Source organism: Citrobacter sp. Cf136, from assembly GCF_030333815.1.
In the GTDB taxonomy this organism is placed as follows: domain Bacteria; phylum Pseudomonadota; class Gammaproteobacteria; order Enterobacterales; family Enterobacteriaceae; genus Citrobacter; species Citrobacter freundii.
Genome location: NZ_JAOWFE010000041.1, coordinates 236202 through 251573, shown reverse-complemented (window position 1 = coordinate 251573; position 15372 = coordinate 236202). Strand labels below are relative to the sequence as shown.

Below are 15372 nucleotides of genomic sequence, written 5' to 3'. Positions count from 1 at the left end.
GGCATTAATACCGCCAACCGGCAAAAGCGCTTACCTTAACGATAAGTGCTTTGCTGTTCAAGCCTTGAGCGAATCACTCAAAGAACACGGTGATTTTGTTAAACATCGACGGATCGGACTGATTGCGGGCCACTTTCACCACATCTTCAAGCTTGTCGATCTGGCTTATCATCTGCTCAAGACGTTGATCGTCGTTGACCAGTAGCCAGATGCGGCTCTTATCGCTGTCCTGAATCGGTAGACAGAGGATGCCTTCTACGTTGAACGCACGACGGGCGAACAGGCCGCAAACGTGAGTCATTACGCCCGGATGGTTACGTACGGTGAGTTCCAGGATTACGTTGTCATGAGTCTGCTGTTGCATGGCTTATTCCCCCACCATTTCTGTGTTTGCCGCACCCGGCGGCACCATCGGGTACACTTTTTCTTCGGCATCGATGCGCACGTGGATCAGCGCAGGTCCAGGGCGATTAATAATCTCCTGCAACGCTGCCTGTGGGTCCGCTTCGTTATTCAGATCGCAGGTTTCGAGACCAAACCCGGCAGCTATCTGCATAAAGTTAATCATCCCCGGATAGGTCGCGGCAAAAACACCCTGCTTATAGAACAGACTCTGCTGTTGATATACAAGACCTAACGCTTCGTTATTCATCAGAATGATTTTAATATCCAGCTGATTTTCGCTGGCGGTCGCCATTTCCTGAATATTCATCATCAGGCTGCCATCGCCGGAGAAGCACAGCACTTTTTTGTCTGGGTTAGCCAGGGCCGCACCAATCGCCGCAGGCAGGCCAAAGCCCATGGTTCCCAGACCGCCGGAGGTCAGCCACTGGCGCGGACGATTCAGCGGGTAAGCCTGTGCCGCCCACATCTGATGCTGGCCTACGTCGGTGGTGATAATGGCGCTGTCGTCTACGCAGGCAGCCACGGCGTTGATCAATCCATAGTGGCTGAGCGGATTTTTTTCCTGTGGGATCGTGCACGGAAATTCTTGCTGCAGGTCAGACACCAGTTGATGCCACTCTTCACGCGGCTGCGCTTCAATCTGCGGGAGCAATTGTGCCAGAACCTCATCGACATCTGCCTGGATCGCCACATGCGGCTGTTTGATTTTACCCAGCTCCGCGCGGTCAATATCCACGTGGATGATTTTGGCATTCGGGCAGAACTGTTCGGTTTTACCAATCGCCCGGTCATCAAAACGTGCGCCCAGAACAATCAGTAAATCCGCTTCTTGCAGAATAAAGTTGGTGCTGCGTGCGCCATGCATGCCCAGCATGCCTAACGACAGCGGATGCGCTTTTGGCAGCATGCCGAGCGCCATCAACGTCATGGTGGTAGGCAGTTTTGCTTTTTCGGCCAGTTCACGCACCCTCTCAGGCGCATTAATTACGCCGCCGCCGAGATACAGCACCGGGCGTTTAGCGGCGTTAATCATAGCTGCAGCATCGCGAATGCTGTCCTGGCTGAACGCTGGTGCCGCCATTTTCTGCGCGGGTTCCGGCATCTCTTCAATTTCAAAAACGGCGGTTTGAATATCCTTAGGAATGTCTATCCACACCGGGCCTGGACGTCCGGACTGCGCAATGCGGAACGCATCGCTCATGACCTGCGGTAATTCACTGATATGGCGGACCAGATAGTTGTGCTTAGTGATGGGGATAGAGATGCCGTAGGTGTCGACTTCCTGGAAAGCGTCGGTGCCGATCATTGAGGCCGGAACCTGCCCGGTGATACACACCAGCGGGATGGAATCCAGACGCGCATCGGCAATGGCGGTTACCAGGTTGGTTGCGCCCGGTCCGCTACAGGCCATACACACAGCGGGTTTGCCATCGGTTCTCGCCATTCCCTGCGCGATAAACCCCGCGCCCTGCTCGTGGCGCGCCAGGATATGACGGATTTGTGTGCTTTGGCTTAAGGCGTCATAGACGGGAAGAATCGAGCCGCCTGGAATACCGGTGACGACCTGAATCCCCTGACATTCCAGGAAATGAACGATGAATTCTGCGCCCGTAAAACGCGTACGCTTGGATGTTATGCCCGAACTTGCCATGCTCCAGTCCTTTTATTCTGGGCCTTTGCTCCGGGCAGGTCTCTGAAACGAAAAACCCCGCCCGGTTTGCGCCGGCGGGGTTTTGGAATCGTGTGTTGATTCGGACCCTACGGCGCATTGCCGACGACCACCACCACACGCACGACGACCGCTGCGCGAGATGGCGCAGTTTTTAGTAGGGTCGCAGTCAGCATGGAAGGGTTCATTAGGGACCTGTCTGTTTGTTGATTAACTGGATTTATACAAACACAGGTTTTTCAGCGTGACAATGGAAAAATTTTCATCTGCACAAAAATGCTTCAACGATCACATTTAATTGTATGTCGTGCAAAAACAAAAAACCCCGCCGGAGCGAGGTTTTTTCAGCGTTGTGCGGTTGGTAGCCGCCGAACACACTGTGTTATGTCAACGAAAAAAGTATACGCGTTCTACGAAGAACACGCAATTTCGGCACGAATTTTGATGTTTTTGAGTATGGAACATGAATAGCGTAACGTCCATAAAATACTGTTAATTTATACAGTATTTATCTATAATGTCTCGGTACGCAATGTGTTATGCGGGGGCCGCATCGTAAACCGGCGCATCAAAGTCCTGGCTGAAACGGGTGGTGCCGTCAGCGCCTTAACCCCCGCGTGAGCACACTGTGTTATGTCAACAAAGGTGCTGGCAACAGGCAGCGGCGAGGTACGTCAGCACCGTGCTCCTTGTACCAAAAGGAGAGCGTATGAGCCTCGTGGATATCGCTATTCTTATCCTCAAACTCATTGTTGCAGCACTGCAACTCCTTGATGCCGTTCTGAAATACATTAAGTAATTCAGATTCAAGTCGCACCTAAGGGGGGCGGATAACACTCCGCTCCCCTTTCACCTTCTCCCTGGTGCTTGTATCGCGTCAATATGTTACGTTTTTATGACATCCTCAGGGAAGAATTCCGCCATGACGCTTTCTGTTTTCTGCATTTTGCTGTTCGCCGCACTGCTGCATGCCAGCTGGAATGCCATCGTAAAAGCGGGAAACGACAAGCTGTACTCGGCGATCAGCGTCAGCGGAACCGCTGCGATTATGGCGCTGATTTGTTTACCCTTTGCGCCGCAACCCTCTGCCGCCAGCCTGCCGTTTTTGGCTGTCTCAACCGCATTACAGGTGGTCTATACCGTCCTGGTCGCTAAAACCTATCAGGTTTCGGATATGAGCCAGACCTATCCTCTGATGCGCGGCACAGCGCCACTGCTGGTCGCGATTATCAGCGTCCTGTTTCTTGGCGATAGCCTTTCGCTACTCGCCTGGGTGGGGATTGCCACCATCTGTCTGGCTATTCTCGGGATGGCATTTAACGGACGCAGCGGTTCGCAACGCGGGATTATCCTGGCGCTCATTAACGCCTGCTTTATCGCCGGTTATACGCTGGTTGATGGCACCGGCGTACGTTTATCAGAAACCACGCTGGGCTACACGCTGTGGACCTTCTTTCTGAACGGCTCCTGCCTGCTGGGCTGGGCGATGATCGCCAGACGCCGGGAAGCGTCACGTTATCTGGTACAGCAGTGGAAAAAAGGTATTCTTGGTGGCATTGGCACAATGGGTTCTTACGGCCTGGCGCTGTGGGCCATGACCCAGGCTCCGTTGGCGGTAGTCGCGGCACTGCGTGAAACCTCTATCCTGTTTGGCGCGCTGCTCGCGTGGCTGCTACTGAAAGAGAAGGTTGCCGGAATACGTCTTGTCGCGGCTGCAGGTATTGCCGTAGGCGCAGTTTTACTACGCTTATCATGATCGCGTTGTAAACCCGATGCAATCCGGCAACATTTGTTGCCGCTTTTTGTTTACATTTCCTGCCGTCCATCACATAAACATTCCAGCCCACTATCTGGCCTTCTTTTTCTGTTGTGGTAGATTCCACGCGCATTTACGGGAAAGTGCAGCACCTTATTCTTCTTTTTTCTCTTTTTTAAAAGTAATCAGCGAAATGAAAAGGCATAGAAGCGTCAATTTGTTGTTGATGTTGGTATTACTGGTGGCGGTAGGTCAGATGGCGCAAACCATTTATATCCCCGCGATTGCTGATATGGCGCGTGAACTGAACGTTCGCGAAGGGGCGGTGCAAAGCGTAATGGCCGCCTATCTGTTGACCTATGGTCTATCACAACTGATTTACGGTCCCCTTTCAGACCGCGTTGGCCGCCGCCCGGTTATCCTCGCCGGGATGTCTATTTTTATGCTGGCCACGCTGGTCGCGATTACCACGCATAGCCTGACGGTACTGATTATCGCCAGTGCCATCCAGGGGATGGGAACGGGCGTCGGCGGTGTGATGGCGCGAACGTTACCGCGCGATCTGTACGAAGGCACGCAACTGCGCCACGCCAATAGTCTGTTAAATATGGGGATTCTGGTCAGTCCGCTGTTAGCTCCGCTGATTGGCGGTGTGCTGGATACAGTGTGGAACTGGCGCGCCTGCTATATTTTTCTGTTGATTCTGTGTGCGGGCGTGACGTTTAGCATGGCACGCTGGATGCCGGAAACGCGCCCTGCAGGTGCGCCGCGTCCACGGCTGATCGCCAGCTACAAAACCCTGTTTGGTAATAGCGCTTTCACCTGTTACGTGCTGATGTTGATCGGCGGTCTGGCGGGCGTTGCGGTCTTCGAAGCCTGCTCCGGAGTATTATTGGGCGCACGGCTCGGTCTAAGCAGCATGGTTGTCAGTATCCTGTTTATTCTGCCCATCCCGGCGGCGTTTTTCGGCGCATGGTTCGCCGGTCGCCCGAATAAGCGTTTCTCGACGCTAATGTGGCAGTCGGTGACCTGCTGTCTGGTAGCGGGTTTAATGATGTGGATCCCAGGGCTGTTTGACGTGATGAACGTCTGGACGCTGCTGGTTCCTGCCGCACTATTTTTCTTCGGCGCCGGAATGTTGTTTCCGCTGGCAACCAGCGGTGCTATGGAGCCTTTCCCGTTCCTGGCAGGCACGGCTGGCGCGCTGGTTGGAGGATTACAGAACATTGGTTCCGGCGTGCTGGCATGGTTCTCTGCCATGCTGCCGCAAACCGGGCAAGCCAGTCTGGGTCTGCTGATGACCCTTATGGGGCTGTTGATTTTTGTTTGCTGGCTTCCGCTGGCGTCACGCGTATCGCATCAGGGACAGGCGGTTTAAGCGTATGATGGCCCGGCATATCGCCGGGCTTTTCGCATTCTGGCGCGATCATCGTCGTCAGCAACGGCTCCAGCGCCGGACGCCAGGCCCCCTCCTCACCATCATAGAACTGCGTATCCGCATTGATAGCATAGGGAATTTTCGCTTTTTTCAGCTCGCACGCCATAAAGCGGGCAAACGCCATTTGCGAGGCAGAAGGCGCGTTTCTGATGGTTTCTCCCGGCGACCAGCCCCCTACCCAACTGACATGCCCGGTTTTCTGCTGCCAATGAATGGCGGTATTGATACGGGCGCGAATGGCGGCCTTTTCTGCCGCAGTCCCTGAGGTCCACGGATATTTGCCGTTATTTTTCAGCGGTCCCCACGGAAAAATATGCCATTGGGCCAGCACCGTATTCTGACTTTGCGGCGGCAGCTTTAGGTTGGCCAAATCTTCCGGAGCGGCATGCAGTTTCGGCGCGATAAAAATCATTCGCTGTGAATCGATGGCATGGATGGTTCGAATGGTTTTGTCATACACGCGATTGAGCGACGCCTGATTATGGTTGAGTTTATCAGAGGGGTCGTAGATCAGGTCAAAACCCAGCAACGGCGAGCGTTGACCAAAGTAATGCGCCACCGCCACCCACCAGTTAACCACCTCTTTTTCGTTCCCGGCGCTGGGGTCTTTTTTATATTCGTCTGCCTGATAGGCAATGATCGGGATCACGCCAAACTGCTCACAGGCTTCCACCAGCTTGCGCAGATGAATCAGCCGCGCCTCCGTAGGCTCGCCCGCTACGCGAATGCGTACGTGGGCCAACCCTTTCGCCTTGTAGTCCCGCACTACCAGCGGATCGAATTCACGGATACCCCGATCGGTGCGCGCCCAATCTACGTCCATCCCAACGCCAAGCTGCTGTGCATACTGCGCCGCCGTCAGCGCAGGTTGCGCGGCACACACGGTGGCGCTGGCCAACAGTAAAAGGGAAACAATCGGCTTTAACACGGTCGTCCTTACGCAAATCATCAGGAGTGATATCACGTATTTAGCACGCTTTTTCACTTTCCGTGTAGAGAGAAAGCGTAAAAAATATTCGCGGTCCGCTTATTTTACCTGCTCCTGAAGCCAGCTAATAAACGCCTCGATTTTCGGCCACTGCCTGCCGGGCAGCGTGGTGATGTAGTAATGCTGATGGCATTTCAGCGCCATATCGCCAAAAGGCGCGACCAGTTCTCCACTGTCGAGACGTTTTTGCACCAGACGCTTTCGGCCCATCGCCACGCCGATATGGTTCATGGCGGCAATTACCGCTAAATCAGAACGATCGAAACCAATCCCCGATGATGTCGGCAAATTCGCCGTAAAATGCTGCGCCCAGCTGTGCCATTCATCGGTTCCTGAGTCGTTACTCCATGCCTGTCTGTCGTGCAGCAAGGTGCAGTGCGGCAAATTCACTAACGAACCGGTAAGGTCATGGCGGCGAGTGTAGTCCGGGCTGCATACCGGTAGGATCTCTTCATCCATCAGGAAGTGGTGCGTAAGCTGCGCGGAGGGCGCATCGTCAAAATAGATAGCCAGATCGACCCCGGCACGCTGCAGATTGACGTTGTCGTTGCCGGTCAGGATGGTCAGTGAAATTGACGGGTAGCGACGGGTAAAGTCACCGAGCGCCGGAACCAGCCAGCACTGGGCGATAGAAGGTCGAGAGTAGACGGTGAGCGTCCCGGACAACTCCTGATTTTTAATATCGAGGATTTCCTGATTCAGCGTATCCAGCGACGATTTCAGCGCCCAGAACACCCGCTTACCCTCGTGGGTAAGTTCCACTTTACGGTGCGAACGGACAAACAGCTGAATGCCCAGCTCATCTTCCAGTTGATTAATGCGATGGCTGACGGCGCTGGGGCTTAACGACAGCTCATCTGCCGCCAGCGCAAACGACTGATGCCGGGCCGCCACTTCAAAAGTATACAGCTTTGACAACTGCCAGCCATTGAGCAGCCGGTTTCTGACCTCGCGTAGGGGATCCAAACTCACCTCCTGTCCTCCTGATTCATTCGCCGGAGTGTAAAAAACTTCGCTGCAAAAATCAGCATAAAGATGAATCAAGGTGAACCATATCGCATAAACATAGCGTAATTAGACGTAAATCACTCACTTGATGCAATCTGGCTCATGTGAAAGGAGATTTATATCGTTTGTCAGACGGTGCCTTATTTTTGTCCAATAACCTTATATTAATCACAGGGCAAGGTGAGCTATGCACTCTCAAATCTGGGTTGTGAGCACGCTGCTGATAAGCATCGTGTTAATCGTTTTGACCATCGTGAAGTTCAAATTCCACCCGTTTCTGGCGCTGCTGTTAGCCAGTTTCTTCGTGGGTACGATGATGGGGATGGGGCCGCTGGATATGGTCAATGCCATTGAGAGCGGCATCGGCGGTACGCTGGGCTTCCTCGCGGCGGTTATCGGCCTTGGGACCATTCTGGGCAAAATGATGGAAGTGTCCGGCGCGGCCGAACGCATCGGTCTGACGCTGCAGCGCTGCCGCTGGATTTCAGCGGATGTCATTATGGTGCTGGTCGGGCTGATTTGCGGGATCACGCTGTTCGTTGAGGTCGGCGTGGTGCTGTTGATTCCACTGGCCTTTTCGATTGCTAAAAAAACCAATACCTCATTACTGAAGCTGGCGATTCCTCTGTGTACGGCGCTGATGGCGGTACACTGCGTCGTACCTCCGCATCCGGCCGCCCTGTTCGTGGCGAATAAGCTGGGCGCGGACATTGGCACCGTAATTGTCTACGGCTTACTGGTGGGTTTAATGGCCTCGCTTGTCGGTGGGCCGCTGTACCTGAAATTCCTCGGTAACCGTCTGCCATTTAAACCAGTACCGGCTGAGTTTTCCGACCTGAAAGTGCGTGATGAAAGCACGCTGCCATCGCTGGGCGCGACGCTGTTTACCGTACTGCTGCCGATTGGCCTGATGCTGGTCAAAACCGTCGCTGAGCTGAACATGGCGAAAGGCAGTACGCTGTATACGCTGTTGGAGTTTATTGGTAACCCGATCACCGCGATGTTTATCGCCGTTTTCGTAGCCTATTACATTCTCGGCCTGCGTCAGCACATTGGCATGGGTGCGCTGCTGACCCACACCGAAAACGGTTTTGGCTCGATTGCTAACATTTTGCTGATTATCGGCGCAGGCGGCGCATTCAACGCTATTCTCAAGAGCAGCGGGCTGGCGGATACTCTGGCGCTGATCCTCTCAAACATGCATATGCACCCGATTCTACTGGCGTGGCTGGTCGCTCTTATTCTGCATGCGGCGGTAGGCTCTGCCACGGTGGCGATGATGGGCGCAACGGCAATCGTGGCACCGATGCTGCCACTCTACCCTAACGTAAGCCCGGAGATCATCGCCATTGCCATCGGTTCCGGCGCTATTGGCTGCACGATCGTCACCGATTCCCTGTTCTGGCTGGTGAAGCAGTATTGCGGCGCCACCCTGAATGAAACGTTCAAATACTATACGACCGCGACATTTATCGCGTCCGTTATTGCACTGGCTTGCACATTCCTGCTTTCCTTTATTATCTAAGCGCGAAGAGACTGACTATGGAAAACATTCAAACACTTATCGCCCAGCATCCTTTAGTGGAAGATCTGGTGGCTCTGAAAGAGACAACCTGGTTTAACCCTGGCACCACCTCTCTTGCGGAAGGTTTACCGTATGTTGGCCTGACAGCACACGATGTTGAGGATGCCCACGCGCGTCTGACGCGCTTCGCACCGTATCTGGCGCTGGCCTTCCCGGAAACTGCCGCCACTGGGGGCATTATCGAATCTGAGCTGGCCGCAATCCCTGCCATGCAAAAACGGTTGGAAAAAGAGTTCGGGCAGCACATTAACGGCGAAGTCCTGCTGAAGAAAGACAGCCATTTGCCGATTTCAGGTTCGATTAAAGCGCGTGGCGGCATTTATGAAGTACTGACCCATGCGGAAAAACTGGCGTTGGAAGCCGGTCTGCTGACCACCAAAGACGATTACCGCGTTCTGCTTTCGCCGGAGTTCAAACAGTTTTTCAGCCAGTACAGCATCGCGGTTGGCTCCACCGGCAACCTCGGCATGTCGATTGGCATCATGAGCGCCCGCATCGGCTTTAACGTCACGGTGCATATGTCTGCCGACGCCCGCGCGTGGAAAAAAGCCAGGCTACGCAGCCACGGCGTGACGGTGGTGGAGTACGAAGAAGATTACGGCGTGGCGGTTGAACAAGGTCGTAAGGCGGCGCAGTCCGATCCGAACTGCTTCTTTATCGATGATGAAAATTCCCGCACGCTATTTTTAGGCTATGCGGTCGCCGGTCAGCGTCTGAAAGCGCAGTTTGCGCAGCAGGGACGCACGGTGGATTCAGACCATCCACTGTTTGTTTACCTGCCTTGCGGCGTCGGTGGCGGCCCTGGCGGCGTGGCATTTGGCCTGAAGCTGGCATTCGGCGATAACGTGCACTGCTTCTTCGCTGAACCGACTCATTCACCGTGCATGCTGCTGGGGATTTACACCGGGCTGCACGATACCATTTCCGTACAGGACATCGGTATCGACAACCTGACGGCGGCGGATGGGCTGGCGGTGGGTCGCGCCTCGGGCTTTGTTGGCCGGGCGATGGAGCGTCTGCTCGACGGTCTGTACACCCTGGACGATCAGACAATGTACGATATGCTGGGCTGGCTGGCGCAGGAAGAAGGCATTCGTCTTGAGCCGTCGGCGCTGGCAGGCATGGCTGGCCCTCAGCACGTTTGCGCCTCCACGGATTACCAGCAGATGCATGGCTTCAGCGCGGATCAGCTCAATAACGCCACCCATCTGGTGTGGGCAACCGGCGGCGGCATGGTGCCGGAAACCGAGATGGCGCAATACCTGGCGAAAGGGCGCTAATCTCAGCGCAGCATCGCCATCAGCTCCATCGGTGAGCGATGCTGCTTAATGAGATCGCGCATAACTCGCATATGCGGCGCGGTATGATTGAAAAAAGCGCTGTATCCACCGCAAATCGCACTCTTTCCATTTCTGCCACGGTGCTTAGGGCAGTCGCCGTGGCAAAAACGCAGCAGTGAACACGCCTGACATTCCGCACTCAGCGTGGTTCTCTTGGCCTGACCAAACTCCGCAGCTCGAGAGCTGGCATTGAGCTCACTCAGCGAGGTGTGATGAATATTACCCAGGCGATAATCAGGGTAGACATAGTGATCGCACTGATACAAATCGCCATTCGCTTCCAGGGCAAAAGCATGCCCGCAGGTGGAGCTTAGCGAACACATCTGCGCCGGATGCCCGCACCATACCCCGAGGGTTGAATCGAATAACTGGACGAATACACGGCCAATATCTTCTCTGACCCAGATATCAAAGACGGAATTCAGAAAGGTTCCCCATGCCTGCGGCGGGACCGAGTCGGCGGTAAGCTCGCCTTTTTCATCATATTCAACCAGCGGAATGAACTGCAAAAACGGCGTGCCGCACTGGCGAAGGTAACGATACATTTGTCCGGGCTGCTGGCTGTTCAGGCGGTTAATCACCACCAACAGATTGAACTCCACCTGATACTCACGAAGTCTGGCAATGGCCTCCACCACCTTATGGTGCGTCGGTTTTCCGCTGCGGTTAACGCGATAAGCATCATGCAACTCGGCCGGGCCATCCAGGGAAATCCCAACCAGCCAGCCGTTATCGCGTAAAAACTGACACCATTCGTCATTGAGCAAAATTCCGTTGGTCTGGAAAGCGTTATGGATTTGCTTCCCTTCTCCGTACTGTTTTTGCAACGCCACCACGCGGCGAAAAAAGTCTATGCCACAAAGAGTCGGCTCACCGCCCTGCCAAGCGAACATCACTTCTGGCCCCGGCTGCGCAACGATATGTTGGCGAATAAACGTCTCTAAGGTAGCGTCATCCATTGCGGGTTGAGTGGGTTTCTCAATGTAAAAACAGTAGCGACAATCGAGATTACAACGAGAGCTGGCCGGCTTGGCCATGACCTGACATCCTGTCATGCTAAATTCCCGATAAATGCCATAAGTTGGCGGACATGCGCTACAGCAAACAGTATTGCGAGGGATAACACCGCGAGGGAGATCATAAATTTGTCACGCACCGCATGAGATTCAGAAAAATCGCTATGACTGACATCCATCAGGTTGCGGCTACGGGTATAACGCCAGAGAACGATTGCCACCAGCGCCAGCACTACAATTGAAACCCAAAACAGGAACCCCGTCTGATGCCAGTTGTGCTTTAGCGCCAGCGCCATTAACGCGCCATAGCCCAACAACGTGCGAAACCAGGCCAGCGAGGTACGTTCCGGTTGTAACCCTGGATCGGCGATCCGTCGCGATTTACGGCTATCCGGCATACAGTACCAGTCCCATGACAATCACCGCGACGATCATCAAAATCAGGCTGATGATTAACAGGCTATGGGTGTACGGCAAGTCCTCTTTCAGACGCATTGCCTTTTCATTGCGCAGCCAGCGCAGGTAACCATAAATCGCCAGGCCACCGGCAAACAGGCACAACAACAGCGCCAGCAACTCACGGATTACCGGCGTGGCAAAATCCGGGGCCAGTTGGTCAAGACCCACACCCGCCGCCAGAAACCCCAGCGAGGTGCGGATCCACGCCAGAAAAGTACGTTCATTTGCCAACGAGAAGCGGTAATCCGGCGCTTCACCAAGGCGGGAAATCTTCATCCAAACTCCTCTGGTTGTCATTGCCGGATGGTGGCTCGCGCCTTATCCGGCCTACAAGTAAGTGCAAATAAGGATATTTGCGCCAACTGGCATTGTAGTCAGAACTTCTGCTTTTTCTCTTCCACTTTTACGCCCCGGGTCGGTAAACCGGTGTCGTAATCGCGTACTACCGGAGAATAGCCGTCTTCAGGGCGCGGGCGAAAAGCGCCCATCCAGCGCGGTGCGGCATCAGGTCGCCACGGACGCAAACTCCATTGATAAGTGCGGAACGGATCGCGGATTTTATCCATGTAGTCCAGCAGCGCGTCGTGCATCTGGCAACGAACGTCGGCCAATTGTGGCGAATCAATCAGATTGTGTAGCTCATCAGGATCGTTACGCCTGTCGTAAAGCTCATCGCTGGTAAACAGATTTAATACCAGTTTCCAGTCGTCCGTCACCCAGCAGCGTACCGGAATAAATCCGCCAAAACTGTCATGTTCAATCTCATAACGGTTGAACTCCACCATCACACCGCGCGGCTTTTCAACGGCAAGAATGTTTTCACCCGGCAGGATTTGCGGCTTCTCAATACCCGCCAGCGCCATCATCGTCGGCAGCAGATCGATATGGCTGACCGGCGTGTCTACCTGCATAGACTCTCCCTGCGGCGGGCGCATAATCAGTGGAATTCGTGTGATATCGTCATACATCGCGGCCCCTTTACTGATGAGCTTATGCGCCCCCATCATCTCACCATGATCGGAGGTATAAATGACCCAGGTATTCTCTCGCTGTTGCGGCGTTAAGGCATTGATCACCCTACCTATCTGATCATCAACAAAGTCGTTGCAGGCAAAATAGAGCGGATGGTGATAGTGCCCGTCATCGCCAACCGGGGATGGCATGGCTTGCGACCATAGACGATGGTGCTCGGGCTTATCATGCAAAGCATCGTGGGCTTTCGCACCGAGATCGTAATAAAAATCCTGATATTTCTGCAAATACTCGACCGGACAGGTAAACGGATGGTGCGGCTCATCATAGGAAACAACCATCAGGAACGGTTCCTCGGCACGCGCAGGCTGATGGAGGAAATCGACCGCCCGGTTACTGATGCGGTGCGCCCAGGTAAAGGTTTCATCGATATTGTTGGCTAACAGATCCTCCACGCTATTGAGCCCGTTACGCCACAAACCGATCTCTGCGTCAGTCAGTTCCGCGAGGTAATTGGCTCCGTCATACCAGTAATCAACATCCCACTCGGGCGGACATTCGCCGGTCCCAAAGTAGTCATGTCCGTCGAGATGCCACTTGCCGATGTAGCACGTGTGATAGCCCGCATCTTTAAAATAGCGCCCCATGGTGGAGATATTTTTCCCCGGCGCGACATTATTGGTCCACGGCCCGGACTGGTTGGCATAAATCCCGGTAAACAGCCCCGCGCGGGCTGGGGTACAGACCGGTGAACAGGTATAGGCAGAGTTAAAGCGAATACCTTCCGCTGCCAGACTATCAATATTATTGGTGTTCAGCGGCTTACCGCTGTAGCAGCCGACCATATTGGTCGCCTGGGTATCGGTCATAATGAACAGAAAATTGGGCCGGGTCATGCTTCATCCTTAGCGTCATGGACACATTGTGCAGTCGCGTTACGCCGCGTCTGCCAACTGCTGTAAATCAAATAAATTGCGACTGCCACCGTAATGGCGTAGCTGAGGATCGTCAGCCAGCGAGAGTTGTAGCCACCAAACTGCGCCAGACCGGAATAAACGCCAATCATCGCAAACAGGACGCCAACAGAGGCGATTTTCACGTTTTTCCACGGTTTCATGTCTACCGCGAAGGCGTCATGGAATTTAAACGGCGTGGCACGCGGCTTGATGGCACCGATAACCAGCATGACCGCCACATTGATGCAGAAAGTGCAGGCCAGTACGTAGAGGAAGTGAAAGTCGAATTTCACCAAATAGTTGATGGTGATATAGCTGACGATACCCAGCCCCATCGCCACCTTCGCAGCCAGCGCGGGGATGCGCGGAAAGAAAAATCCCATGATCACGATGGTTACCAGCGGAACGTTGTAGATCCCGTTGAGCTGCTTCATCCAGCTGTAAAGCCCCTGCGGCGCATAAGCAATCCACGGCGCGACCAGCACAGAGATCACCGCGACGATAAACCCAAAGCGGCGGCCAATGCTGACCAACTTGTCGGGACTGGCCTGCTCGTTAATCAACCGACGATAAATGCCGAGACTGAACAGCGTCGAAGCGCTGTTGAGGAAACCGCAAAATGCGCTGATGATCGCACCGAACAGCACCGCGCTGAAAAAACCGATCAGCGGCAACGGCATCACTTTGTTTACCAGCGCTGGGTAAGCCATATCTGCTTTTGGCAGATCCTGGAAAAGGTGAAAGGCGATAACGCCCGGCAATACCAGAATCAACGGATCCAGCATCTTCAGCACTGCCGTTAATAATGCTCCTTTTTGTCCTTCCGACAGACTTTTTGACGCCAAAGTACGTTGAACAATCCCCTGATTGGTACACCAGTAGAAAGTATTCACCAGAATAAGCCCGGTCAGCGCCGCGCCGATAGGTACCGGGTCGTGACTTCCGCCAATCGAGTTCAGCATCTGGCTGTGATCCTGGGTTAAACGCGTAATGCCTTCGCTCAGACTGCCTTTACCCATTGCCATTAAACCGAACAGCGGTACCATCAGACCGCCAATCACCAAACCAATACCGTTGATGACATCCGCAATGGCAATCGCCCGCATTCCGCCGACCACGGCGTACAAAATACCACTTATCCCCAGAACCACCGCCATCAGCCAAATTGCGGTATGCTGGGAAATACCAAAAGTTTCAGTGACATGAAACATACTGTTAAAGGCGAGTGCGCCGGAGTACAAAATGATCGGCAGGAAACAAATCCCTGTGGCGATCAAAAAACAGCAGTCGATGATGATGCGGGTGGTTTTGTCATAGCGCTCTTCAATAAAATCCGGGATGGTAGCGATGCCGCGTTGCAGATAACGCGGTAAAAAAATCAGCGCCAGAAAAATAAGTGGGATCGCTGAAATCACTTCCCAGGCCATTACCGACATTCCGCTGCGGTAAGCCTGGCCGGTAAGTCCTACCAGTTGTTCCGTGGAGAGATTGGTTAGCATCAGCGATGCGGCAATCACCGGCGCTTTTAACGAACGTCCCGCCAGAAAATATCCCTGCTGCGAACCGGTATCCGCTTTGCGTAACTTCCACCAGGTGATTACCGCCACCAGCAGCGTAAAGCCCACAAAGCTTAAAATTTGTAGCGTATTCATCTCATAGCCCTTTTTTTTCATTATGTCCCGGTAGCTGTAGGGTGTAACAGGAGGTATTGCGCACCGGGTCAGGCAGTCAGATTTCTTAAAATAAAAACGTCATATCCCTGAACGGATTTTTTCTGTTA

15 protein-coding genes are annotated in these 15372 nt (G+C 53.8%); 5 read left to right on the top strand and 10 right to left on the bottom strand.

Features of this window, described 5'->3' with window-relative positions:
- Positions 1–73 precede the first annotated feature (73 nt).
- The 3 genes from ilvN to ivbL form a co-directional block, all read right to left on the bottom strand.
- Positions 74–364 (bottom strand): acetolactate synthase small subunit, encoded by a 291-nt coding sequence (gene ilvN / locus OGV98_RS22925; RefSeq protein ID WP_003023914.1) that lies wholly within the window; start codon positions 362–364, stop codon positions 74–76.
- A gap of 3 nt (positions 365–367) precedes the next feature.
- The gene (gene ilvB / locus OGV98_RS22920) at positions 368–2056 is read right to left on the bottom strand and encodes an acetolactate synthase large subunit (RefSeq protein ID WP_279279129.1); all 1689 of its coding nucleotides are present in this window, start codon (positions 2054–2056) and stop codon (positions 368–370) included.
- A 107-nt stretch (positions 2057–2163) separates the two neighbouring features.
- Positions 2164–2262, bottom strand: coding sequence for an ilvB operon leader peptide IvbL (gene ivbL / locus OGV98_RS22915; RefSeq protein WP_003827118.1), 99 nt, complete (start codon positions 2260–2262; stop codon positions 2164–2166).
- A gap of 521 nt (positions 2263–2783) precedes the next feature.
- Between ivbL and tisB the strand changes: the two genes are divergently transcribed.
- The 3 genes from tisB to emrD all read left to right on the top strand — a co-directional run bounded on the left by tisB (position 2784) and on the right by emrD (position 5208).
- On the top strand, positions 2784–2873 hold the full coding sequence (tisB, locus tag OGV98_RS22910) for a type I toxin-antitoxin system toxin TisB (RefSeq protein WP_003840643.1): 90 nt from the start codon (positions 2784–2786) through the stop codon (positions 2871–2873).
- Between the two features lie 123 nt (positions 2874–2996).
- Entirely contained in the window at positions 2997–3830 is an 834-nt protein-coding gene (locus OGV98_RS22905; protein ID WP_032937131.1) for an EamA family transporter, read from the top strand.
- Between the two features lie 193 nt (positions 3831–4023).
- The gene (emrD, locus tag OGV98_RS22900; RefSeq protein ID WP_202580907.1) at positions 4024–5208 is read left to right on the top strand and encodes a multidrug efflux MFS transporter EmrD; all 1185 of its coding nucleotides are present in this window, start codon (positions 4024–4026) and stop codon (positions 5206–5208) included.
- Here emrD and OGV98_RS22895 read toward each other — a convergent pair.
- Positions 5135–6217 carry a cellulase family glycosylhydrolase gene (locus tag OGV98_RS22895; protein WP_202580906.1) on the bottom strand — a complete coding sequence of 361 codons (1083 nt, stop codon included), beginning with the start codon at positions 6215–6217 and terminating at the stop codon, positions 5135–5137. The genes emrD and OGV98_RS22895 overlap by 74 nt on opposite strands.
- Positions 6218–6295: 78 nt before the next feature.
- A complete protein-coding gene (gene dsdC / locus OGV98_RS22890) occupies positions 6296–7222 on the bottom strand; it encodes a DNA-binding transcriptional regulator DsdC (protein WP_286552231.1) in 927 nt (308 codons plus the stop codon).
- A 229-nt stretch (positions 7223–7451) separates the two neighbouring features.
- Between dsdC and dsdX the strand changes: the two genes are divergently transcribed.
- The gene (gene dsdX, locus OGV98_RS22885; RefSeq protein ID WP_202580905.1) at positions 7452–8789 is read left to right on the top strand and encodes a D-serine transporter DsdX; all 1338 of its coding nucleotides are present in this window, start codon (positions 7452–7454) and stop codon (positions 8787–8789) included.
- A 17-nt stretch (positions 8790–8806) separates the two neighbouring features.
- Complete coding sequence (gene dsdA / locus OGV98_RS22880) at positions 8807–10129, top strand: D-serine ammonia-lyase (RefSeq protein WP_106902619.1); 1323 nt, start codon at positions 8807–8809, stop codon at positions 10127–10129.
- Positions 10130–10131: 2 nt separating this feature from the next.
- Here dsdA and OGV98_RS22875 read toward each other — a convergent pair whose 3' ends face one another.
- The 5 genes from OGV98_RS22875 to OGV98_RS22855 all read right to left on the bottom strand — a co-directional run bounded on the left by OGV98_RS22875 (position 10132) and on the right by OGV98_RS22855 (position 15244).
- Positions 10132–11226, bottom strand: coding sequence for an anaerobic sulfatase maturase (locus OGV98_RS22875; protein ID WP_312036993.1), 1095 nt, complete (start codon positions 11224–11226; stop codon positions 10132–10134).
- Positions 11227–11240: 14 nt separating this feature from the next.
- A complete protein-coding gene (locus OGV98_RS22870; protein ID WP_003840628.1) occupies positions 11241–11603 on the bottom strand; it encodes a DUF202 domain-containing protein in 363 nt (120 codons plus the stop codon).
- The gene (locus OGV98_RS22865) at positions 11593–11940 is read right to left on the bottom strand and encodes a YidH family protein (RefSeq protein WP_003840625.1); all 348 of its coding nucleotides are present in this window, start codon (positions 11938–11940) and stop codon (positions 11593–11595) included. The genes OGV98_RS22870 and OGV98_RS22865 overlap by 11 nt, the downstream gene beginning before the upstream one ends.
- 98 nt (positions 11941–12038) lie before the next feature.
- A complete protein-coding gene (locus OGV98_RS22860) occupies positions 12039–13532 on the bottom strand; it encodes a sulfatase-like hydrolase/transferase (RefSeq protein WP_210943650.1) in 1494 nt (497 codons plus the stop codon).
- Positions 13529–15244, bottom strand: a complete 1716-nt coding sequence (locus tag OGV98_RS22855; protein ID WP_032937290.1) for a solute:sodium symporter family transporter — start codon at positions 15242–15244, stop codon at positions 13529–13531. The genes OGV98_RS22860 and OGV98_RS22855 overlap by 4 nt, the downstream gene beginning before the upstream one ends.
- Positions 15245–15372: the final 128 nt, after the last annotated feature.

Coding starts and splice junctions, on each gene's coding strand:
- dsdA (WP_106902619.1), top strand. CDS start 8,807: ATGGAAAACATTCAAACACTTATCGCCCAGCATCCTTTAGTGGAAGAT.
- emrD (WP_202580907.1), top strand. CDS start 4,024: ATGAAAAGGCATAGAAGCGTCAATTTGTTGTTGATGTTGGTATTACTG.
- ivbL (WP_003827118.1), bottom strand. CDS start 2,262: ATGAACCCTTCCATGCTGACTGCGACCCTACTAAAAACTGCGCCATCT.
- OGV98_RS22895 (WP_202580906.1), bottom strand. CDS start 6,217: ATGATTTGCGTAAGGACGACCGTGTTAAAGCCGATTGTTTCCCTTTTA.
- OGV98_RS22855 (WP_032937290.1), bottom strand. CDS start 15,244: ATGAATACGCTACAAATTTTAAGCTTTGTGGGCTTTACGCTGCTGGTG.
- ilvB (WP_279279129.1), bottom strand. CDS start 2,056: ATGGCAAGTTCGGGCATAACATCCAAGCGTACGCGTTTTACGGGCGCA.
- ilvN (WP_003023914.1), bottom strand. CDS start 364: ATGCAACAGCAGACTCATGACAACGTAATCCTGGAACTCACCGTACGT.
- dsdX (WP_202580905.1), top strand. CDS start 7,452: ATGCACTCTCAAATCTGGGTTGTGAGCACGCTGCTGATAAGCATCGTG.
- OGV98_RS22905 (WP_032937131.1), top strand. CDS start 2,997: ATGACGCTTTCTGTTTTCTGCATTTTGCTGTTCGCCGCACTGCTGCAT.
- OGV98_RS22875 (WP_312036993.1), bottom strand. CDS start 11,226: ATGGCCAAGCCGGCCAGCTCTCGTTGTAATCTCGATTGTCGCTACTGT.
- OGV98_RS22865 (WP_003840625.1), bottom strand. CDS start 11,940: ATGAAGATTTCCCGCCTTGGTGAAGCGCCGGATTACCGCTTCTCGTTG.
- OGV98_RS22870 (WP_003840628.1), bottom strand. CDS start 11,603: ATGCCGGATAGCCGTAAATCGCGACGGATCGCCGATCCAGGGTTACAA.
- tisB (WP_003840643.1), top strand. CDS start 2,784: ATGAGCCTCGTGGATATCGCTATTCTTATCCTCAAACTCATTGTTGCA.
- OGV98_RS22860 (WP_210943650.1), bottom strand. CDS start 13,532: ATGACCCGGCCCAATTTTCTGTTCATTATGACCGATACCCAGGCGACC.